Source organism: Candidatus Paceibacterota bacterium, from assembly GCA_035452965.1.
Classification (GTDB): Bacteria; Verrucomicrobiota; Verrucomicrobiia; order Limisphaerales; family UBA8199; genus UBA8199.
This window is the reverse complement of the sequence record DAOTCE010000019.1, coordinates 78,629-101,242: the sequence shown is the minus strand read 5'-3', so window position 1 is coordinate 101,242 and position 22,614 is coordinate 78,629. Positions and strand designations below refer to the sequence as shown.

Sequence of the window (22,614 nt, the reverse complement as noted above, 5' to 3'; positions counted from 1 at the left end):
GCGCGGTGAATAACTTTCAACAAAACCGTTGACGGACTGACTCAGAACTCTCCGTAAGGGCTGCCGCCTTTGAGTTCACTGATGTCGGCCAACTCGGGGCAGGCGTAGGGCAAGCCGACGTAAACCATGCCGTGGTGCAGCAGCGTGGGGATGAACGTGAGGATGGTGGATTCATTGCCGCCGCCGGTGCCGGTGCTGGCAAAGACGCTCGCGACTTTTCCGACGAGCCCGCCGCTCAGCCACAGGCTGCCCGTCTGGTCGAGGAAGTTGCGCATTTGCGCCGCCATGTTGCCGAAGCGCGTCGGCGTGCCGAAAATGATGGCGTCGAAGCCGCCGAGTTCCTTCGGCGAGGCGACGGGCGCTGCCTGGTCGGTCTTGCCGCCGGCTTGCGCGAGCTTCTCCGCGCTCATCAGTTCGGGCACACGTTTGACGGTCACCTCAACGCCGTCAACGGAGCGCGCCCCCTCGGCGATAGCCTTGGCGAGCGTTTCAACATGGCCATACATGGAGTAGTAGACAACGAGCAGTTTGGTCATAGTTCTTTTATGTTCGATTGATCTTAACGGTCCTGGTTGCGCAATGCGATTCACTTGAGATCGAAGAGGAGCGCTTCCGTCGCCTCAGTGGCCGTGAACGTCAGGTCGCCGGGGGCTTCGGTGCTGGCTCCATCGCCCGTGGTCAGTTCGATCCCGTTGAAGGATAGCACACCTTCGGCAATTTGCAGCCACGCTCCCCGGCCTGGCCTGAGTTTGTGGGTCACGGTCTGCCCGGGCTTGAGCCGGATGCGGTAGATGTCGGCGTCCTGCTGGATGGTGGCCGAGCCCTCGCGCCCGTCCGGCGAGATCACCAGCACCTTGGGCGCGTTGGCGTGTTCTGGTTTCGGATGCCACTCCGTGTAGCTGGGGGTCAGGCCGCGTTCCCGCGGCTGAATCCAGATTTGCAGGAAATGGAGCGGGGCGGCGGCAGCGGGATTGAACTCGCTGTGCGTGATGCCTCGGCCCGCGCTCATCAGTTGAATCTGGCCCGGCTGGAGCTGCCGCCCGTGGCCCATGCTGTCCTTGTGCTCCAGCGTGCCTGCGAGCACGTAGCTGAAGATCTCCATGTCGCGATGCGGGTGCGTCCCGAAGCCCTGCCCCGGCGCCACGCGGTCGTCGTTAATCACGCGAAGTGAGCGAAAGCCCATCTGCGCCGGATCGTAGTAATTGGCGAAGGAGAAGGTGTGATGCGAGTCGAGCCAGCCATGGTTGGCATGGCCGCGCTCGTTCGCCGGCCGGATATTCAACTCAGTCGTTATTGTCTTCATGCCCCCCACAGTCGCCGCGTTTGGCCGGGGCGGCTAATGCCAAGTTCTTGGCCTGAGACTGCTTTTTGGGTATGCTGTCCGCCATGGAACTCCGACAACTCCGCTACTTCGTCGCCGTGGCCGAACAGGGCAACATCAGTCGCGCCGCGAAGAAGATATTCCTGACCCAGCCCGCCTTGAGCCGGCAGATTAGAGCGTTGGAGGAGCAAGTCGGCCAGTGCCTGCTGGAGCGCCAGGCACACTCGATCCGGCTTACCCCGGCCGGGGAGGCCCTGCTCCGCGAAGCTCCCGAACTGCTGCGGCACGCCGAGCAAGTGCTCGACCGGGTGCGGGAGGCGGGCGTCGGGCCGCGGCTGCGCATCGGCTACGCCCCCTCGCTCTCCGCCGGCATCCTGTCACCGGCGGTGGCGATCTTCACCCAGGCGCATCGCAGCGCGCGCATCGAGCTGATGGACCTGTCCACCAACGAGATGCGGAGCGGACTGGCAAGCGGCGAATTGGATGTCGCCCTGAGCGTTGGCGAGCAACGGGCAACCCCCGGTCTCACTTGGGAACTGCTCGTTCGCGCGCCCTGGCGGCTGGCGGTTCACCGAAAGCATTCCCTCGCCCGGCGGTCGCGGGTGACGCCCGCGGAGGTCGTTCGTGAACCGCTGCTCGGCTTCTGCCGGCGCGACTATCCTGAGTACTGGCGTTTTATTGATGGCTGGCTGCGCCGCCACAAGCAACGGCCCAGGATCGCCGGCGAATATAACGGCACAGAAAACCTCATGGCCGCGGTGGAATCCGGCCTGGGCGTCGCGTTCGTTACCACGCAGGTGGCGCGGCTCTTTCCCAAGCGTGCCCGCCTGATCACCTTATCCTCGGCACCGGAACCGGTGTGCATCGCCGCCGGCCAGCGATCCAACCGGGCGGAAGACAGGCCGCTCGCTGTGTTTGTAGAGGAGTTGCGCAAAGCCGCCCGGATGTTCGCGTAGGTCCGGCGCTTCGCTTTGGACCGGCTGCTGCTGTGGCGCCGCTCGGCCCGCCCGGCTGCCTCGCTGATGACGCGGCTCCGCCGTCCGGCGGTGTCGGAGGCGGGAAAGTGGGCGCAAGACCGTCTTCTGTTTTGGGCGGTTTTATACCGCAGATCCGGGCCTCTCGTATATCGCTTCACATATACACCGCAGCATGTCTCTCATTAACACCCCGCTAAAGCGGGGTGTTAATGCGAGGTCATCCGTCTCAGCACCTGGCAACCTGGATACGCAACGCGTTGTATTCCGAGTATTCTCCCACTTCGGATGAATTCTGTCTCACACCCCCCAGCCGGCGCGAAGGTATTTGCGGGCTTGAATTCCGCGCGAAGCCAGACAATCTAGCGGGACGATGATCGCCATGTCCGGGTCACGATTCGGAGCCGCCGCGGGCGCGCTTGTTACTTTTCTCCTATGGTCGGGCGGCGCCGCGCCAGCGGCTGAGGCAACCTGGCTTTCGCCGACCGCCATGGTTGCCACGCCGGACGGCAGCACGATCTACATCGCTTGCGCAACGGTCAACCGGGTGCTGGCGTTCAATACGGAGTCGAGGCGGGTGACCAAAACCATCCCCACACCGGGATCACCCAGCGGCTTGGCGCTTGGCGCCAGCGGCGGCACGCTCCTGGTCACCTGCGCCGCGCCGGAAAGCCAGGTCTGCGTCGTGGACCTGGCCAAAGAGCGCGTGGTCACTAAACTGCGTGCCGGCCACACGGCGATGTCGCCCGTGCTGTCGCCCGACGGCAAAATCCTGTACCTCTGCAACCGGTTCAACAACGACGTCAGCGTCATGGATCTTGCCACCGGAAAGACGCTTGCCCGCGTTCCGGTGCGCCGCGAGCCGGTGGCCGCGGCAATCACGCCCGATGGAAAGCGGTTGCTGGTGGCCAATCATCTGCCCACCGGCCGCGCCGACGCCGAACACGTGGGCGCGGTGGTGAGCGTGATTGACACAGCACAGGGCCGGGTGGTGGATGACCTGTGGCTGCCCAACGGCAGCGGGAGCTTGCAGGAAATCCGCGTCTCGCCCGACGGCCGCTACGCCGTCCTCACGCACATCCTGGCCCGCTTCCACCTGCCGACGACGCAACTGGAACGCGGCTGGATGAACACGAACGCCAAGACGATCATTGACCTCCGGCGGATGCAGGTGCTCAACACCTTCTTGCTGGACACGATTGACCGCGGCGCGGCGAACCCTTGGGGCGCGGCCTGGAGCGCCGACGGCCGGAAGCTCGTGGTGGCGCTGGCGGGAACGCACGAGGTCAGCGTGACGGATTTCCCCGCACTGTTGGACAAGCTGGCCAAGCTGTCGCCCGATCCCCTTCGGGCCCTGAGCGCGGCGCTGCCCTACAGCACCGCGACAACCCGCTCGCCCTCGGAGGTGGCGAACGACCTGTCATTCCTGGTCGGCGTGCGCGAGCGGTGGCCGCTGCCGGAAGGCGACCTGGGCCCGCGCGCGGCGGTGGTCGCGGGCGGCCGGGCCTACGTGGCGAACTACTTCTCGGACACCCTGACCGTGCTCAACCTCGACGGCACGCACCCCAGGGCGGAGTCCATCCCGCTCGGGCCGAAGCCGCGCAACACTGTCGAGCGCCGGGGCGAATTCTACTTCAACGACGCGCGCATCTGCTTCCAGGGCTGGCAAAGCTGCGCGAGCTGCCATCCCGGCGACGCACGAATGGACGCATTGAATTGGGACCTGCTCAACGACGGCATCGGCAATCCCAAGAACAACAAGAGCCTCTTGCTGACGTTCCAGACGCCGCCGGCGATGAGCACCGGCGTGCGCGAGACCGCCGAAGCCGCAATGCGCGCGGGCATCCATCACATCCTGTTCACCGTCCAGCCGCCGGAGGTGGCCGAAGCCATGGACGCCTACGTCAAGTCGCTCCAACCGGTGCCCAGCCCTTACTTGGTGAAGGGCAAGTTGTCGGCGGCGGCCAAACGCGGAGAAAAAATCTTCCGGAGCAAGGAAACCGCTTGCGCGCAATGCCATTCCGGGCCGCTGGGCACCGATTTGAAAAGCTACGACGTGGGCACAGCCGGCCGGTTCGACAAGCCGTCCGACCTCTTCGACACGCCAACGCTGGTTGAGACGTGGCGCACCGCACCGTATCTGCACGACGGCTCGGCGCCCACCATGCGCGACGTGCTGACGACCGCCAACCCGAACGACCGGCACGGGAAGACGTCCCATTTGACGGCGGATGAGATCAACGATCTGAACGAGTATTTGCTATCGCTATGAAGCAGCCGGGCCACAGCACCGCTCCGGCGATTCTGGTTGCCAGGCGCGCTGATGTCGGCCCCAATGGACTTCGGACTGCGGCATTGATTTATGAAACAAAAACCACTTGGCAATTCGGGCCTGTCGGCCTCCATCGTCGGTCTCGGCGCGTGGGTGCTCGGCGGCGGACAAGTCTGGGGACAAGACACCGACGACGCGGAATCGGTGCGCACCATTCAGGCGGCGCTGGACCTGGGCATGAACCTCATTGACACCGCTCCCGCCTACGGCTGGGGGCGCAGCGAGCGCGTCGTGGGCCGCGCCCTCAAGGGCCGCCGCGACCAGGCCATCCTCGCCACCAAGTGCGGCCTGTGGTGGGAGGACGGGCGCGGCAGCTACTTTGCCGACCTCGACGGCAAAAGAATGCACCGCAGCCTCCGGCCCGATACGCTCCAGATCGAGATCGAAAACAGCCTGCGCCGGCTCGAGGTGGATTGCATTGACCTCTACCAGACGCATTGGCCGTCCATGCCGCCGGACCATACGCCCATTGCCGACACGATGGCCGTGCTGCTCAAACTGAAGGAGCAGGGCAAAATTCGCGCCATCGGCGTCTGCAACGTGTCGCTGGACGAACTAAAGGAGAACATCCGCTGCGGCGGCATTGTGAGCGACCAATTCCGCTACTCGATGCTGCACCGCGAGGCGGAAAAAGACATCCTCCCGCATTGCGCCCGGCAGAACCTCGCGACCCTCACCTACATGTCGCTCGAACAGGGCCTGCTGACCGGCAAGATCGGCCTGGACCGCGTGTTCAAGCCGACCGAGTTCCGCAGCAATACCTACTGGAACGACTGGCTCATCCCGGTGAACCGAAAACGAGTGCTGGACCTGCTCGGGCGCTGGCGCAGCCTCACGGATAAATACCATTGCACCCTGTCGCAACTGGTCATCGCCTGGACGGCCGCTCAGCAAGGCGTCACCCACGTTTTAGCCGGCGGACGCAACATCAATCAGGTCACTGAGAACGCGAAGGCGGGCGAATTGACACTGGAAACCGCCGACCTGGCCCGCATCCGCCAGGATGTGGTGGCGTTGGGCGAACCGGCGAAAGCGTGATTGGAGCGAGGGCTGTGAAAAAGCCGTTAGCCATCCTATGCCTGTCCGGCCTCGGCTTTGCCGCCCAGGCCGCGTTTGATTCGGCCTCCTGGCCGCAGCGCATCCAGGCGGATTGGGTCCTGGCGGAAGAAATGGTGCTGGCGGGCCCGGCGTCCGGGCCGGTCACTACGACGGCGGATGCCGCGGGCGGCTGCGACGGCATCAAGAACGGCCGATGGGGATTTCACACCGACATCGGCCAGGATTCGTGGTGGCAGGCGGACCTGGGCGAGAAACAGGATCTCCAGCGTGTCGTCATCTGGAATCGGTGCGATGCGAGCGACCGCGCGGCGCGGATCCGGGTGCTGCTCTCGGACGACGGCAAGGAGTTCCGCCAGGTTTACCAGCACGATGGCACGGCGTTTCGCGGCTTCGATGACCGGAAGCCGCTGGCCGTCAGGCTGAAAAATGAGAGCGCCCGCTACGTGCGGCTGGGTTTACCAGGCACCAGCTACCTGCATCTGGACGAGGTCGAGGTGTTCGGCGCCGCCAACCCGAAAAAGAACCTGGCACTGCGCCGCCCGGCCGACCAGTCAAGCGTCTCGCAATGGTCGGTGGCCCACAACGCGCGTCCCGCGGAAGCGGACTGGGCCGCGCGCGCGAAACAAACGCTGGAAGTATGCGCGCGGCTGGCCGGCGAGACCGCCCCGGCCTCCAGCCCCGTGCACCAACACGTTGCCCGCCTCCAGCAACAGCTCGCGGATCTCGGCTCCGGCCAGTCGGCAAAACCGCTCTTTCTCCAAGCCCGCCGGCTGGAGCGCCAGCTTGCGCTGCCCAATCCGCTGCTCCGCGAGTTCGACACGCTGCTCTTCACGAAACGCGTTCCCGGCAGTTTCAATCACATGTCCGACCAGTACTACGGCTGGTGGTCCAAACCGGGCGGGGGGATATACCTGTTGCGCGGATTCACGACGGATTCGCCGAGCGAACAGTGCATCACCACCGCCTTCAAGGAGCCGGGCAGCTTTCTGCGCCCGACGCTTTCCTACGACGGCCAGCGCGTCCTGTTCGCCTGGTGCCGCCACTACGATCATCTCGCCGGCCAAACCAACAAGCTCAACAAAGCGAACGTGCCGGAGGACGCGTTCTATCACCTCTTCGAGATGAACCTCGACGGCTCGGGACGGCGGCAGCTCACGCACGGCAAATACGATGATTTCGACGGTCGCTACCTGCCGGACGGGCGCGTGGTGTTTCTTTCCACGCGGCGCGGCCAATCGCTGCAGGTGGGCCGCGAGAGCGCCGCGCGCACGGTGGCGCGGCCGGATATGCCGGATTGCTACGTGCGCTGCGGCGGGGGCCCGGAACGGCCGGTGGCGGTCTATACCTTGCACACGATGAACGCGGACGGATCGGACCTGGCGGCCATTTCCCCGTTCGAGATGTTCGAGTGGACGCCGGAAATCGGCTGCGACGGCCGCATCCTCTACTCGCGCTGGGACTACATTGACCGCGACAACATGCCCTACATGGGGCTGTGGGCGATCAATCCCGATGGCACCGGCGCACAGATTGTTTACAAGAACTACACCAAAGCGCCGCACTGCGTGTTTGAGGCAAAACCCATTCCCGGCTCGCACAAGCTCGTCTTCACTGGCAGCGCCCACCACTCGCAGACCATGGGCAGCCTCGGCTTGCTCGACCCGAGCGCCGGGCAGGAAGGCGGGGATCCCATCACGCGGCTGACGCCGGAGGTGCCTTTTCCGGAAATCGAGGGCTGGCCCCTGACGTCCTACGCGAGCCCGTGGCCGTTAAGCGAACGGTTCTACCTCGTGGCCTGGGGCGCCGAGGGCGAGCGCGTGCCGGGCCCGGAGGGATGGAACCGCTGGCACGCGGTGCAACGTCCCAACGACGGCATGGCGCTCTACCTTTACGACGCCGCCACGCGCCGGCGGGAGCTGCTCTGGGCCGACGCGCAGATTGCGTGCGTTGAACCGATTCCCGTCCGGCCTCGCTTGCGCCCGCCCGTCCTCGCCAGCCAGGTCCGATCCAATGCGGGAAACGAGGGCCGCTTTCTCGTGACTGACGTCTATCGCGGCCTGGCTGCCGCGCCCCGCGGCGGAATCCAATCGCTCCGCATCGTGGCCATCCCGGCGAAGACGCATCCGACGATGAACTTCCCGAACCTCGGCATCACGCGGGACGATCCGGGCAAGTGCGTGCTCGGCACGGTGCCGGTCGAAGCCGACGGCTCGGCCTACTTTCGCGTGCCAGCCGGCGTAACTGTTTTCTTCCAGGCGCTCGACGAGCGGGGCGTGGCCGTGCAGACGATGCGAAGCGCCACGCATGTCCAGCCGGGCCAGACGCTAAGCTGCATCGGGTGCCACGAGCCGCGCCAGCAGGCGCCGCCGGCGATGCCCGCCCTCGCCAGCCGACGCGAACCGTCACGGCTGACCGCCGGTGTGGAAGGCTCCTGGCCGCTCCGGTTTGACCGGCTCGTGCAGCCGGTGCTGGATCGCCAGTGCGTGAGCTGCCACAACGCGCAAGCCACCAACGCGGTCGCCGCGAAGTTCGACCTCGCCGCGGCCAAGGCGTACGAGACACTGGTCGCTTACGGCACGCCAAGCCTGCAGGACCAGGTCTGGGCCGCCTACCGGCGCGGGTTCTCGGTCTGGGGCGACGGCATCGCGCAACGCAGCGCGTTATGGGCGCTGCTCGACGCGCCGGAAGGACATTACGAAGTCCGGCTCGATGCCGAGGCGCGCGAGCGGTTGCTGACGTGGTTGGACACTTACGCCCAGCGGGCCGGCCATTTCAGCGAGGCGCAGGAGGGCGAGCTCCTCGAACTGCGCCGCGCCTCCTCCAGCCTGCTCATCGAGCGGCCGCATAGCCAGACCGCGGCGCTCGGCGGGAAGTGACCTGTCATGCGGAGCCCTCTCAGCCGCGCGCTCGGCATCGCCATCCTGTTGCGCATCTGCACCGGCGGTGTCGCGGAAGCGGCGCCGGCCAATGGCCACGCCTTCGCCTGCACCGATTACACCCAAGGCAAAGTGTTTCTGGTCGCGCCGGATGGAAAGATCGAGTGGGAATACCAGACAAAGAGCTGCAACGACCTTTGGGTGCTGCCCAACGGCAACGTCCTGTTCAACACCGGCCACGGCGTGAGGGAAGTGACTCGCGCCAAACGGATCGTGTTTGATTATCAGTCGCCGAGCGAGATCTACGCCTGCCAGCGGCTTGCCAACGGCAACACGTTCATCGGCGAGTGTAACAGCGGTCGGCTGCTCGAGGTCGAGCCGTCCGGCCGAATCGCGAAGGAAGTGCGCCTGCTGCCCGAGGGCAGAGACGGCGGCCATCTTTACGCGCGCAACGCGCGCCGGCTGGCGGACGGCCATTACCTGGTAACGCATTACGGCGCGCACGTTGTGCGCGAGTACGACAGCGAAGGCAAACCGGTCCGCACCATCAAGGCGGCCGGCGGCCCGCACAGCGCGGCGCGGTTGCCGAACGGCAACACCGTCATCACCTGCGGCGACCTGCCCGGCGGCGCGCGCGTGTTCGAGGTGGATGGGTCTGGCAAGACCGTTTGGGAATTGCGCGGCGACGACCTGCCCGGCATCAGCTTGAAGTTCATTGCGGGCTTTCACCGGCTGCCCAATGGAAACACGGTGATCGCCAACTGGCTGGGCCACGGGCAGTTTGGCAAAGCCCCCCATCTCATCGAGGTTGCGCCCGACAAGCGCGTCGTATGGACTTTTGCCAACCACGAGAAGATGCGGACGATCTCCAGCGTGCAGGTGCTGGACGTGAAGGGCAACGCCACGGCCGGCGAAATCTGGCATTAAGGGTCCAGGCTTGCTTGCTGCCCGGGAAGCGCGAACAATGCCGGGCCATGAATCATCCTGTCAGGATTTCCGTGCTCGCTGCCGTCTTGATGGCAGGGGCGTTAGCCAATTGCCGGGCCTCCGAGGCGGGCTTCCGCCCGCTGTTCAACGGCCGCGATTTGACCGGCTGGGTGAACGCCAACTGCGCGCCGGAAACGTGGGGCGTGCGCGACGGGGTGGTTCACTGCACGGGCCGGCCGACGGGCGCCCTGCGCACCGACCGCCAGTACGAGAACTTCGTCCTCGAGGTCGAGTGGCGGCACCTGAGTGCGGGCGGCAATTCCGGCGTCTTCATCTGGGGCACGCCGATTGCCGCGCCGGGCGTGCCGTTTCTGCGCGGCATCGAAGTGCAGGTGCTGGACAACGGCTTCAACGTTCCCGGCAAGAATGAATGGTACACCACCCATGGCGACGTTTTCCCCATCCACGGCGCGACGATGAAGCCGTTCGGCAAACACAGCGGCTCGCGCAGCTTTCCCTCCGAGGAGCGCAGCAAGAGCTCGCCGGAGTGGAACCATTACCGCATCACCGCGACCAACGGCGTGCTCCGGCTGTCAGTCAATGGCAAGGAAGTGTCGGGCGGTGAAGACTGCAACTACCGCAAAGGCTACCTGGCCCTGGAATCGGAGGGCGGGCCGGTGGAATTCCGCAACCTTCGCATCAAGGAGCTGCCGGGCAGCGGGACCCCGGCGGAGCTGACCGCGCCGGCGGACTTGGGCTGGAAGCCGCTGTTCACCGGGTTGGATTTGCGCGGCTGGCGCACCAACGCAGCCACGGCCGCGCGCTGGCAGGTGAGTGGGGAACGCCTGAATGCAAAGTCGGGTCCGACGGCGACGATCCTTTGGACGGAGAGCACCTTCGGCGATGCGGAGTTCATCGTGGACTGCCGTCCAGCCAAGCCGGCCGACGGTAAAGGGCCGGCGGCTCTGGCAGCCTGGCTGCGTGGAAAGAACGGGCAGGGAGTGGAGGTAAAACTGCCGGCCGGTGAATCGGGCAAATACCACCGTTATGCGATTCACGTCAAAGGCCGGGAGGTTGTCGTCTCACTCGACAACAAAGAATCGCGGCGCCTGACCCTGCCGGAAACCGCGCCCGCCCGGGGAGCCTTTGGCTTGAACAATGCCGGCGGCGAGGCACAGTTCATGAACCTCTACACGCGAGACCTCACGCCTGCCACAAGGTAGTCCGAGTCCGTCCCCCTGCCGCTCGCCGGCCGGCGTCGCTATCCCGCCGGCCTGGCTTCTTCACTGTGCTTGATCGTCTCCAGAGCCTTCTGCACACGAGTCAGCTCCCGTTTCGCCCGCTCCAGCAGCGGCGGCACGTCCTCGGCCAGTGACCACTTCCGGGCGGTGTGTTCGATCTCGTCGCAAAGCGCGGCGAGGTTCCGCGCGCCGAGGTTGATGGCGCCGCCTTTGAGGCGGACGGCGGCGCTGAAGGTGCGCGCCAGCGAGGTGTGGTCATTCTGGGCGACGGCGCTTTCCAGGGCCTGGAGGTGCCCCGGGGCTTCCTGGAGGAACAGGTCTATCAGTTCCACAACGGGATCCGGCTTGCCCGGCGTCCGCAATTGCCGCAGGCCGGCAATGACGACCGGATCAATGACCGCTTCGAGAGCCTTGTGGGATGCGCGGTCCGCCAATCCCCGGTGCAGGGCCGCCTCCAGTTCAGGCAACTGGACCGGCTTGCGGATGAAATCGTCCATGCCGGCCTCCAGGCATTTGTCCCGGTTGTCGGCCTTGGTATTCGCCGTCATCGCAATGATGTAAATGCGCCGTGGCTGGCCGCCCTCCTGCGCCTGCCTCTGCTCCCCATCACGAATCTGCCAGGTGGCTTCGTAGCCGTTGAGTTCGGGCATCTGGCAATCCATCAGGATAATGTCGTAGGCCGCGCGCTGGATCGCTTCGACGGCGGCCACGCCGTCGGCGACGCCGTCAGCCTGGTAGCCAAGCTTCTCCAGCTGCTTGAGCGCCACCTGTTGGTTGAGTGGCGAATCTTCCGCCACGAGGACCCGCACGGGCCTGGGTGCGGGCGCTTGAGGATCGCCAGGGCTAGAATTCATAGGCTGTCAGGTTGTGGTTTTGGTTCGCACAAGCAGCACACTCACAACACGCCAGACCTTAGAGGGCGGGAGACTCGCTGTAAAGCCGCCGTTACTTCGGCGGAGGCGCGAGGCCGCGCTTGGTCTCCTCCAGCCTGGGTTTCACGACGGCAAACGCCTGCTCCAGTTCGGTCAGGGAAGCGGCCGCCTGTTCGCCCTGGCCCTGTTCCGCCAACTCCTCGATGCGCGTCGCCAGCGCCTGGACCTGGTCGGCGCCAACGTTGCCCGCGCTGGACTTGAGGGGATGCATCGCGCGCGCGACACCGGCGAGGTTCCCGGCCGCCTGCGCCGCGCGTGCCTCGGTGATTCTCTTGGCAGAGTAGTCCAGAAACAGGTCTATCATCTTGCACGCGAACTCGTTGTCTCCCAGCCGCTGCAACCGCTCCACCGCGCCGACATCGAGGTTTTGCGGTGCAGTGTCCGTCTTGGCCGGGCACGACCCCGGCTTCCGGGCCAGCAGCTGCTGGATCGCGTCCAGCAGCAACGTCTCGTCCACGATTGGCTTGGTCAGGTAATCGTCGAAGCCGGCTGCGAGGAACTTGTCGCGGTCCCCGGTCATCGCATGCGCGGTCAAGGCGATGACGGGCAGATCGCGCAGGCAATCTTCAGCCCGGATGCGCCGCAGGACCTCGGTGCCGTCCATCTCGGGCAGCGACACGTCCAGCAACACGAGGTCGGGCTTCTGCTGCCGCAGGCCGTCCAGCGCAGCCCGGCCGTTCTCATAGTCGGTGACCTCGTAGAGCGGTTGGAGGATCACCCGCACAAGCAGGCGATTGTCCGGATTGTCTTCGATGACGGCGATCTGTTTCATGGTGTTGCCTCCTTTCTCGTAATCTTGCGCTCGGTGACCTCGACGCCCAGCAGGCACATATCGTCGCTGAGGGCGGCCTCCCCGGCAAACGCGCGAACCCCGGCGATGAGAGCGTCGCACAAATCCGGCAGCGGCAGCTTGATCTGTTGCCGGGCAGCCGCCAGCAAACGCTGCCGGCCATACTCTTCCTGGGTGTCGGCGCTCATCACCTCGAACAATCCGTCGGTGAAGAGCAGGATCACATCACCGGGGACCAGCGGGCATTCGCTGGTGACATAGGCGGCATCACCAAACAAGCCCAGCGCGGCGCCGGCCCGGGACGGCACTGGCAGCGGTGCAGCCTGACCCGTGCCCCGCCGCAAACGCAACGGCGGCGGATGGCCGGCCGTGGCGTAGCTCAGGCGGCCCGCCGCCACGTCCGCGACGAGGTAGAACGCCGTGACGAACATGGGGCTGCTGGCAGGTTTGAGGAGGCTTCCCAGGCGGTGATTCATCTCGGAGAGAAACCGGCCGGGATTGGCCGCGCGCCGGGCGGCGTTTTCCAGCAGCCCCCGCACCATCGCCGTCACCAGCGCCGAGCGCACGCCGTGCCCCATCACATCGCAAATAAACACGCCCGCCCGGGTGTCGGACAGGGGAAGCACGCTGAAGAAATCCCCGGCCAGCTCGGATGCCGGGCTAAAGCGGTGACAAAAGCGCAGCCGCGATTCCGAGGGAGCCGCCGAGCGTGGAAAACAGGGGTAACTGTCCGGCAGCAAGGATTGCTGCAGGTGGCGCGCCATTTCGAGGTCGGCGCGCGTCTGGGCGTGGTAGCGGGCAACCTGGTCGGCGAGTTGCTTCTGCGCCAGCGCGCTGCGGAGCGCCCGCAGCAGCAGCGCCGCGTCTAGGCCCTCCTTGGGCAGATAGTCCCTGGCGCCGCGCTTCATCGCTTCAACCGCCACCCGCTCGCTGCCGCTGCCGGTCAGCATGATGACCGCGGGTTGCCGCTCCGCGGGCAGATCGCGAATCTGGGCGAGCAACTGCAGACCGTTGGCCCCGGGCAGGTTGTAGTCCAGCAGCATCAGCTCGTAAGCGCGTTGGCCCAGCTCCCCCAGCGCTGCCTCCGCTGATTCCGCCCATTGCGGCATGCACGGAAATTCCCCGCCCAGCGAGAGCACCAATTGCCGCACAAACTGGGCGGAGACCGGGTCGTCATCCACGATCAAGAGCGAGACCGGCGCGGGGTTCATGGTTGTTTGCCGTCCGGCAGGAATCGGCGGAGAATCCGCTGCAAATCGGCCTCGAAGGATTCCCCCTTCTTCACGATGTCCTGGGCCATTTGCCGCAGCCGGGCCGTTTCCGCCCGGGTCAGGTCCTTGGCGGTCACAACCACGATCGGCAGGAACTGGAACCGGGGAATTGACCGAACATGGTTCAGAAAGGCCATGCCGTCCATGAGCGGCATGATCAGGTCAAGCAGGACCAGGTCGGGCGTGAAGGTCTCTAGGATTTCCACGGCTTCGCGCCCGTTCGCTGCGGCGCGAAGTTCACAGGGCTCGCTTTCAAGATGGACAGCCAGCATGCGCCGGGAGTCCTCCTCGTCCTCAACGAGGAGAATGCGAGGGTTCGTGACCGGGACGCAGCGATGGATCACGGCAAACAGTTCCGCGCGGCTGACAGGTTTTTGCAGCACTTCCACCGCCCCCAGAATGCGGCCGCGCTGCTCCCCCGCCACGATGCTGACCACCACCACCGGGGTATTGCACAGCTCGGGATCCGCCTTGAGCGCGCGGATGACCTGCCAGCCGTCCAGTCCCGGCATCATCAGGTCCACGGTGATGAGATGGGGCCGGAACTCGCGGGCCATGCGCAGGCCCTGCTCGCCCGAGCTCGCCGCCAGGGCCCGGCCGCCGAAGTCCTCAATCGCATGGGCAAGCAGCGTGCGCGAGTCCGGTTCGTCGTCAATCACCAGCGCCAGCTTGCCTTTGAAGTCGGGGGTGGCACCGGCGGGCGGCGCGGGTTCGACGGCCGGCGCCGGCTCGGAAGGACCGGGGGCCGCCGGCTTTGAACCAGGCGCCAGGCGGACACGGAAAGTCGAACCGCGGCCCAGCTCGCTGGAAACCTCCAGGTGGTACCCCATCAGCTGGCAGAGCGCCTGGGAAACCGTCAGGCCCAGCCCCGTGCCGCCGTATTTGCGCGTCGTGCCGGTTTCGACCTGCTGAAAGGCATCGAAGATGACCCCCAGTTTCTCCCGCGGAATGCCGATGCCGGTGTCCGCCACCTCGAGGCTGATGGGCTGATGGCCGGCGGGTTCCGTCACGACGCGCACCGTCACACTGCCTTGTTCGGTGAACTTAAGCGCATTGCCGATGAGGTTGATCAGCACCTGCTTGAGCTTGTCTGCGTCGGTCAGGATGGGAGCCACCTGTGCGGGCAGGTCGGTCTGCAGCTCGACGGATTTATCCCGCGCCAGGCTTTCCTGCTGCGCGACCGTTTCGCGCACCAGCACGTCCAGCGCCACCGACCCCAGGCGGAGTTCCACCTTTCGGGCTTCGATCTTGGACAGATCGAGAATGTCGTTGATCAGCGCCAGCAAATGCCGGCCATTGGCTTGAATGCGGTCGAGGAAGTTGAGATCCGCCGGGCTGAGGTTGCCGGCCTTGTTCTTGAGCAGAATGTTGGCGAAGCCGATTACAGAATTGAGCGGCGTGCGCAGCTCGTGGCTCATGCTGGCCAGGAACTGGCTCTTGGTCCGGCTGGCCTCCTCCGCGGCTTCCTTGGCCTGGCGCATGGCCTCTTCGGCGCGCTTCCGGTCGGTGATGTCGCGCGAAATGCCGAAGGTGCCCACCATGTTGCCGCGCTCGTCACGCAGTGGCATCTTGGTGCTCAAGAGCCATGTCATGCCGCCGTCGGAGCGGGTTACCTTCTCCTCCTTGGTGATCGGCTCGCTGCCGGCCATCAACCGCTGCTCATCCTCTCCGGTCTGCCGGGCATGCTCCTCGGAAAAGAAATCCAAATCCGTCTTCCCGACAGCCCCCTCGGGAGAGGTACAGCCAAGGGCGCGCCACTGCGCCCGGCTGGCGCGCAGGAACCGGCTTTGCCGGTCCTTAAAGTAGATGCGCTCGGGCACGTTGTCCATGAGTGTGCGCAGCAAAAACCGCTCGTGCTCCAGCCACTGGTTCGTCTCCCGCAAGGTCTTGGTCATCTCCGCCGCCATCGCCAGCGCGCGCTCGCGGGTGTGGCTCAACGACCAGGCAATGCCGAACAGCAGCAAGCTGATCAAGCCCCCCACCGCCCCCACCCCGAGGCCCGCCCCGCGCCGCCGCTCCGCTTCAATAGACGGCTTGGTCGCAAAACCCAGGCTCCACGCGCGTCCGCCCAACTCGGCATGGACCCTCACGTGGAATAGCGCCTTCGTTTGTGGCCGGTCCGCCGTCAGCTTCGGATCCTCGTCGAAAATGAGCTTGTCCGACCCTGGAGGGTCATCGTCGAAAACCTGGAGGTGCAGCCACGGATGATTGCCGCCCATGACCTGTTGCATCAGTTGGGCGGTGACAAAGCGGGCGAATACCCAGCCCTCGATGGCTGCCTGCCGCTCCGCCTTGGTGTCCGTGGGCATCCCGTGGCGATACACCGGCAGGACCATTAAGAAACCGGCCTGCGGCCCGCGGCCCTCCACCTGCAGGCTGATCATCCCACTCATGGCGGCGAGCCCTGAATCGCAGGCCCGCTCCGTCACGCTCCGCTGCTCCGGATCCCCCCACATGTCCCGCCCCAGCATCCTGCGATGGCGCGCCTCCGGATAGATGTACTTGACGACCAGCAGATCGTTTGTGGTCCCCGAATCTCTCACGTCAAAGCCGTTCGGCCGGTCCGCGCGCGCGGTCCTGAGAAACGCCGGCAATTCGGCCCGCGGCACGAAGTCCAAGAAACCCACGCTGTCAATGCCCGGAAAACGCTCCTCAACGGACACACTCTGCAGGTAGGCGCGCCATTCTCCGCGCTCCACGCTGGAGCTCGCCGCGAACAGGCCCGCGGCTCCATGCAGAACATCCTCGTAGATTTGCATCCGTTCCGACAACGCCCCCCTAATCCTCTCCACTTCCTCGTTAAACAGGTTGCTCGCCTCCAGTTTCGCCTTATTCCAGGCGACCATCCACGCCCCCGCGCTGGCCGCCAGCGCAATCACCAGCACGATCCACGCGATCGGTTGGGGAAACAACAGCCTCCGGCTCAACGTCGCCGCAGGCGGAGGAGTCGGCGGTTCCCTAGTTTCCTCAGGCGTCATGGTGCCAGACTCTCATGCGGACTGCGGACGCTCCCCTCACCAGACCTTCAGCCTGGTCTCCTTGTCGGCCACGTTCTCAAATGGCCCGGGCGTTGGGCGCGACGCGCTTCGCCGCTGGCCGAAGTAGTCGTGGTCCACCTTCAGTGGCGAACCGTCGGGATTCTCGTAGGCGAGGTCCGGAATCTTGGCCTTCCCGAGCAGTTCAGTCGTCACAAGCACCGTGCCTGGGTTTCGCATCGCGTGATCCCACACAAGGTGCAAATGCACATTCTGCCCCTCCTCCACCAAGCGCACCCGGGGATCAACTCCCGGCAGGTTCACCGCTCCGGTTTCCCTGGCATAAGGACGAGCGCCATGGCAATACACGTTGCCACCCGTCTGCAACGGGAACTCCCGCGGGTCATACACACGCAGCCCGAAGTCCCCCGCCCCAGGCCCCTTGCCGACCAGGATATTGTTGTAAAAGCGGTTGTCGCCGCCCTTGATGTCCACCAACCCGGCCACCGCCGTCGTGTGGGCGGGATGGTAGGGCGTGACCCGGTTCGGTTCAGGACGGCTGTGGATGTGACCCGTCATCAGGTTGTGCGCGTAGGCTCCGCCTTCGGACATATCCGATATGCTGACCGGCGACAGGAACAGGTTGTTGTCCACCAGAAACGGCCCGTGGTCCACCTCGACGAACAGGTCGAAGGTGGTGTTTTCGTAGCAAAGATTCCCCGTGATCCGCGTGCCCTGGGCCATCCAGTCCATCCAGATCCCGAGGCCGGCATGGTGAATCCGGTTGCGCTCGATGCGCGTATCAATGGCGGCGTGGATCTTGATGCCCGCCATCTCGGCGCCGGTGAACAGTCGCCGCGCCCAGATGTTGTAGATGTGATTGCCCTCGATCCGGCTGAACACCGCCCCCAGGCTGCCGCAAATGCCCGTCTGCTCGCAGTCGTGAATAACGTTGTTGCGGACAACGTGGTGGCCAATGGTCTCCTTGTTCCAGCCATTCTCCAGGGCGCGCTCAATCGTCTTCACATAGCCCTCGGCGGTGTCGGCGGAGGTGTTGTCCCACTGATCGCCGTATTTCCCGAGCGTGACCCCCGAACAGCGCGAGTGGCTGATCTCATTGTTCTCAATGATCCAGCCCTTGCTCCAATGCGTCCCGATCAACCCGATCTGCTCGGCGGTTGGCGGCGCCCAGGGCGTGGCCGCGTGCCGCAGGGTGAAACCCCGCAGGGTGATGTAGTTGATGTACGGCTTCTCGGGGTAAAACACCGTGCGCCGCGCGTTGATCTCCACCAACTGCTCGTTGGGATTGACCCCCTTGAACTGCGCCCAGATCGTGGTGTTGTCCTGGTCCACCCGGCCAAACCACAGCGCGATGGCGCCCGCGGGCTTCAGCACCTCGTCCAGCTTCGCCGCCTCGTTCAGCCACTCGCCGTTCAAATACACCGCGCCCGTGTGATGCTCCCGGCCCTTGGGCAGGAACCAGTCGCCGCGAATCAGGTCGCTGTAAGGGTTAAAGGCGCCGAAGAACGAGTTGGGCAGCGTCACCTTCCAGGCATCCCCCTCCGCCCGCACCCAGTTCTTCACCATCTCCGAACCCTTGATCTCGACCTTCTCCCCCCGTGCCGCCTGATACACAATACGCTTCCGGTCGGACTTCCCCCCGCGCGGCGGCGCGATGCGCTCCCGATAAACGCCCGCGTGCACGGTAACGACATCCCCCGGCTGCGCCACTTGCGCCGCGGCCGAGATGGTGCGGAACGGCTTGGACGCCGACCCTTTATTCCGGTCGTTGCCGTTGACGGAGACATGGAACTCCTTGCCCGAGGCGAGCTGTGCCGCCAACGCCAGCAGCAGAATTGCGGTGATCTGTTTCATAGGTCGAAATGATGAAGGTGCAGTAGAGCGCTCTGCCAGTTGATTGGCCCCGCGCAAGTGACCAAAGAATGGCCGCCTATCTTACTCATCCTGCCCCCACGTTGGCAGTACGAGCCAGCCAATACAAGCCGCGAACGCAATCCCTCAGTCAGGCAGGCCGCTTTCGCCTCTCATCCAATGCTCCCCGGAACCAGTCCCCTATACGCCAGCCAGTCCCTCCGTATCCTCACCGTATCCACACCGTATCCACACCGTAGGTTCATTTGCATAACCCCCGGCGGAGCCCGCACTTACGCCAAATCGCCCCCCCGGTGCCCTCCCGGATCAGCATTACCTTGACCCTGAGCGGAAAAACCAGTTTCCTCCACGGGGCCGTGATCTATGAGTTCGCCGAAACCCACGCTGGATGACTTGCGCATCGAGCGCAGCGCCAGACCCGAGTCGTCCTCGCGACTCTGGCTGTTACTGGCCGTCGTCCTCGTGCTGGCGCTTGCGGCCGGGGCCGCCTTCTGGCTCAAGCGGCCAGGCGCCATCCCCGTGCGCACCGTGCAGGTGCGGGAGGCCACCGGCCCGGGCATCGAGCGGACGGTGCTCAACGCCTCCGGCTACGTCACCGCCCGGAGACAGGCGACCGTTTCATCCAAGATCACCGCCAAAGTCACCGAGGTGCTCGTCGAGGAGGGGATGAAAGTGCAGGAAGGCCAAATCCTGGCGCGCCTCGACGATACGAACGTGAAAACCAGCCTCTACCTGGCGGAAGCGCAGCGGATCTCGGCCACAAACGCCCTGGCCGAAACTCGCGTGCGCATTAAGGAAGCCGACCAGGAGCTGCAGCGCCAGGCCGGCCTGCTCCAGCACAAGGTCGGCACACAGGCCGACTATGATCACGCCGAAGCCGCGCACCTGGCCCTTAAAGCGAGATTAGACCAGCAGCAGGCCGACATCGCGGTGGCGGAAAAGCAGGTGGCCTACTGGCAGCAGCAACTGGACGACACCATCATCCGCGCGCCCTTCACCGGCATCGTCACTTCCAAGAATGCGCAACCGGGCGAGATGATTTCCCCGATCTCCGCCGGGGGCGGCTTCACGCGCACCGGCATTTGCACCATCGTGGACATGGAGTCCCTGGAGATCGAAATAGATGTCAACGAGAGCTACATCAATCGCGTCCGCCCGGGCCAGGCCGTGGAAGCGACGCTCGACGCCTACTCGGACTGGAAGATCCCCTGCAAGGTAATTGCGATCATCCCGACCGCCGACCGGCAGAAATCCACCGTGAAAGTGCGCATCGGGATTGACAAGCTCGACCCCCGCATCCTGCCCGAGATGAGCGCCAAGGTCGCCTTCCGCGAAGCGGGCGGGTCCGGCCCCACGGCGGGCCGCACCGTGATCGTCCCCAAAGCCGCCGTGCAGCAGCAGGACGGCCGCAGCGTGGTGCTCGTCGTGCGCGACGGGCGCACCGAGCGCCGGGCCGTGACGGTCAGCAGCACCGGCCTCGAGGGGGTTGTCATCAGCGCCGGCGTGGCGGCCGGCGAACGAATCGTCGCCGACTGGCCCAAGGGCCTGACCGACAAATCGGCGGTAGTCGAGAAGAACTGAGCAACCAGGAAACGCATGACTGACTCGGCCAACGACGCGCTGGTGAACGTGGATGGCGTGGAGAAGGTGTTCCACCGCGGCTCGGAGGACATCCACGTCCTCCGGGACCTGCACTTGAAGGTGCCGGCGGGCGAGTTCCTGGCGCTGATGGGGCCGTCGGGTTCAGGCAAAAGCACCCTGCTGAACCTCATCGGCGGGCTGGACCGGCCCACCCGCGGCTCGGTCAGCATCGCGGGCGAGCACGTTGACGAGCTGTCTGACCACAAGCTGGCCGCCTGGCGCGCCCGGCACATCGGCTTCGTCTTCCAGCTCTACAACCTCCTGCCGGTGCTCACCGCCGAACGCAATGTCGAATTGCCCCTCCTGCTCACGCACCTGTCCCGCACGCAGCGGAAACGACACGTGTCCACCGCCCTGGCCATCGTCGGACTCTCCCACCGCGAGCGGCACTACCCCCGCCAGCTTTCCGGCGGGGAACAGCAGCGCGTGGGCATCGCCCGCGCGATTGTCACCGACCCCACGCTGCTGCTCTGCGACGAGCCCACCGGCGACCTCGACCGCAAATCGGGGGACGAAATTCTGGACCTGCTCCAGGCGCTGAACCGCGAGCACGGCAAGACGATCATTATGGTCACCCACGACCCCCACGCCTCCGCGCGCGCCTCGCGGACGGTCTATCTCGAAAAAGGCCAGCTCAGCGACCAACCCGTCAAGTGATCCTGCCCAGCGCAAACCAGTGAACCCCGTTACCACCTCTGCCCCGTCCCGCCCCTCTTGCCCCTCGCCCGACCGTCCTTCCCCCGCGGAGACGGCCCCAACTCGCCTGTTGCTGATCCGCCATGGTGAAGTCGAATCCCGCTACCAGGGCATCTTCGGCGGCCGGATTGACATGGAGCTTTCGCCCCGCGGCCACGAGCAGGCGGACGCGCTGGCGGCTTACCTCCGCCGGCAGCCCTTGAGCGCGATCTACGCCAGCCCCATGAAACGCGTCCAGCAAACGCTGGCGCCGCTCCTGGTCAACGGAACGCCCAGACCCGTCATCCTGCCGGACTTGCGCGAAGCCGACTTCGGAGACTGGACGGGACTGGCCTGGGCGGATGTCGAGGCGAAATTCGGCGTCAGCGCTTTTGCCTGGCTCGAGCAACTGGACTGCGACGGCATCGCCAATGCCGAGTGCGCCGACACCCTGCGCGACCGGGTGGAGCCCTGCTTGCGCCAAATCCTGGACACCCACCCCGGCCAGGAAGTCGCCGTCTTCTGTCACGGCGGCATCATCCGTGTGCTGTTGAGCATCATGCTCCGCTGGCCGCTCGCGCGCATGGCGGCGTTTGAAATCGAATACGCCAGCGTCACCCGCGTCCTGGCCCTGCCGGAGGGGGCCGAGCTGCAACTGGTCAACTTCACTCCCTGGCGTGAAACCGCCTGAGCCGCGACCATGCGCCGGCTGCCGGCGCCCGCGCCAGGCCAGGCATAGTTGATGAAACAAAACTCGCTTTGGCGAATCTCCATCGCGACGACTCCCGAAGCCGAAGACGCCGTCGCCGAATTGCTCGGGAGCACCTTCTCCCAACCGGCGGCTTCCTACACCGACGTTGAAACCGGTCAAACGACGGTATCAGCCTACCTTCGCGCGAGGTCAGCCTGGTCCGGAACCAGGCGGGCGGAGCTTGCCTCGGGCCTGGAGCGAATCACGGCCAGCGGGTTGGACCTCGGTCCTGGCAGAATCTCCATCAAGCGAATCCGCCGGGCAGACTGGGCGGAATCCTGGAAGCGGCATTTCCGGCCCATGGAGATTGGTTCCGCCCTCCTGCTCAAGCCAGGCTGGAGCCGGCACCGCCCGCGAAAAGGCCAGGCGGTGGTTGTGCTCGATCCGGGCTTGAGCTTCGGCACCGGCCGGCACCCGACCACCGCCTTCTGCCTGCGGCAATTGGTCGCCCGGCGCCGACGCGGCCAGGCGCAGTCCTGCCTGGATGTCGGCACGGGCTCGGGCATCCTCGCCATCGCCGCCGCCAAGCTCGGCTATGCCCCGGTGGATGCCTTCGATTGCGACCCTCAATCAGTTCAAACTGCCCGGGCCAACGCGCGCCGCAACCGCGTGTCCGGTCAAATCCGCTTTCGGCAACAGGATCTGACCAGGCTGCCGCGCCAAACCAGCAGGCAATACTCCCTGATCTGCGCCAACCTGGTTACAAACCTGCTGCTGGAGCAGCAGCAACGGCTCCTGACCCGCTTGCGCCGGGATGGGGTCATGGTGGTTGCCGGCATCCTGGCGGCCGAGTTCGCGAAGGTCCAACGGGCCTGCTCAGCCGCGGGCCTGCGGTTGCTGGCCGCCCGGACGCAAAGGGAATGGCGCTCCGGCGCCTTTGGCTGGCGCCATGCTCCCCGGCGTCAGGGCAAGTAAGCGCGGCGGGGTCGGGACACGCCCGCCGGACCGGAAAAATG

Annotated in this window: 16 protein-coding genes and 1 pseudogene; 10 read left to right on the top strand and 7 right to left on the bottom strand. The window is 65.4% G+C overall.

Annotated features, from left to right (window positions below; genetic code table 11):
- Positions 1-50: 50 nt before the first annotated feature.
- Together wrbA and P5205_14765 are read right to left on the bottom strand one after the other, a co-directional pair.
- Positions 51-536 (bottom strand): annotated as a pseudogene (wrbA, locus tag P5205_14770) (NAD(P)H:quinone oxidoreductase).
- 50 nt (positions 537-586) lie between these two features.
- On the bottom strand, positions 587-1,303 hold the full coding sequence (locus P5205_14765; GenBank protein HSA11624.1) for a pirin family protein: 717 nt from the start codon (positions 1,301-1,303) through the stop codon (positions 587-589).
- 83 nt (positions 1,304-1,386) lie between these two features.
- On the opposite strand from P5205_14765, the gene P5205_14760 reads away from it, so the two are divergent.
- The 6 genes from P5205_14760 to P5205_14735 all read left to right on the top strand — a co-directional run bounded on the left by P5205_14760 (position 1,387) and on the right by P5205_14735 (position 10,712).
- The gene (locus P5205_14760; GenBank protein HSA11623.1) at positions 1,387-2,277 is read left to right on the top strand and encodes a LysR family transcriptional regulator; all 891 of its coding nucleotides are present in this window, start codon (positions 1,387-1,389) and stop codon (positions 2,275-2,277) included.
- A gap of 400 nt (positions 2,278-2,677) precedes the next feature.
- Positions 2,678-4,567, top strand: coding sequence for a cell surface protein (locus P5205_14755; protein ID HSA11622.1), 1,890 nt, complete (start codon positions 2,678-2,680; stop codon positions 4,565-4,567).
- Positions 4,568-4,657: 90 nt separating this feature from the next.
- A complete protein-coding gene (locus P5205_14750; GenBank protein ID HSA11621.1) occupies positions 4,658-5,665 on the top strand; it encodes an aldo/keto reductase in 1,008 nt (335 codons plus the stop codon).
- 14 nt (positions 5,666-5,679) lie between these two features.
- Complete coding sequence (locus P5205_14745; protein HSA11620.1) at positions 5,680-8,562, top strand: discoidin domain-containing protein; 2,883 nt, start codon at positions 5,680-5,682, stop codon at positions 8,560-8,562.
- Between the two features lie 6 nt (positions 8,563-8,568).
- Entirely contained in the window at positions 8,569-9,489 is a 921-nt protein-coding gene (locus P5205_14740; protein HSA11619.1) for a hypothetical protein, read from the top strand.
- 47 nt (positions 9,490-9,536) lie between these two features.
- Positions 9,537-10,712: a DUF1080 domain-containing protein gene (locus tag P5205_14735; GenBank protein HSA11618.1), complete on the top strand. Its 1,176-nt coding sequence runs from the start codon at positions 9,537-9,539 to the stop codon at positions 10,710-10,712.
- Positions 10,713-10,750: 38 nt separating this feature from the next.
- Here P5205_14735 and P5205_14730 read toward each other — a convergent pair whose 3' ends face one another.
- From P5205_14730 to P5205_14710, 5 genes are all read right to left on the bottom strand, one after another.
- Positions 10,751-11,584, bottom strand: a complete 834-nt coding sequence (locus P5205_14730; GenBank protein HSA11617.1) for a response regulator — start codon at positions 11,582-11,584, stop codon at positions 10,751-10,753.
- Between the two features lie 91 nt (positions 11,585-11,675).
- Entirely contained in the window at positions 11,676-12,434 is a 759-nt protein-coding gene (locus P5205_14725; protein HSA11616.1) for a response regulator, read from the bottom strand.
- A complete protein-coding gene (locus tag P5205_14720) occupies positions 12,431-13,663 on the bottom strand; it encodes a fused response regulator/phosphatase (GenBank protein HSA11615.1) in 1,233 nt (410 codons plus the stop codon). Before P5205_14720 ends, P5205_14725 begins: the two co-directional genes overlap by 4 nt.
- Positions 13,660-16,701 carry a CHASE domain-containing protein gene (locus P5205_14715; protein HSA11614.1) on the bottom strand — a complete coding sequence of 1,014 codons (3,042 nt, stop codon included), beginning with the start codon at positions 16,699-16,701 and terminating at the stop codon, positions 13,660-13,662. The genes P5205_14720 and P5205_14715 overlap by 4 nt, the downstream gene beginning before the upstream one ends.
- Positions 16,702-16,737: 36 nt before the next feature.
- Positions 16,738-18,573 carry a right-handed parallel beta-helix repeat-containing protein gene (locus P5205_14710; protein HSA11613.1) on the bottom strand — a complete coding sequence of 612 codons (1,836 nt, stop codon included), beginning with the start codon at positions 18,571-18,573 and terminating at the stop codon, positions 16,738-16,740.
- Between the two features lie 381 nt (positions 18,574-18,954).
- On the opposite strand from P5205_14710, the gene P5205_14705 reads away from it, so the two are divergent.
- From P5205_14705 to P5205_14690, 4 genes are all read left to right on the top strand, one after another.
- Positions 18,955-20,172, top strand: coding sequence for an efflux RND transporter periplasmic adaptor subunit (locus tag P5205_14705; protein ID HSA11612.1), 1,218 nt, complete (start codon positions 18,955-18,957; stop codon positions 20,170-20,172).
- A gap of 15 nt (positions 20,173-20,187) precedes the next feature.
- Complete coding sequence (locus P5205_14700; GenBank protein ID HSA11611.1) at positions 20,188-20,889, top strand: ABC transporter ATP-binding protein; 702 nt, start codon at positions 20,188-20,190, stop codon at positions 20,887-20,889.
- 109 nt (positions 20,890-20,998) lie between these two features.
- The gene (locus tag P5205_14695) at positions 20,999-21,598 is read left to right on the top strand and encodes a histidine phosphatase family protein (protein ID HSA11610.1); all 600 of its coding nucleotides are present in this window, start codon (positions 20,999-21,001) and stop codon (positions 21,596-21,598) included.
- Positions 21,599-21,649: 51 nt separating this feature from the next.
- Positions 21,650-22,573 (top strand): 50S ribosomal protein L11 methyltransferase, encoded by a 924-nt coding sequence (locus tag P5205_14690; GenBank protein HSA11609.1) that lies wholly within the window; start codon positions 21,650-21,652, stop codon positions 22,571-22,573.
- Positions 22,574-22,614 lie beyond the last annotated feature (41 nt).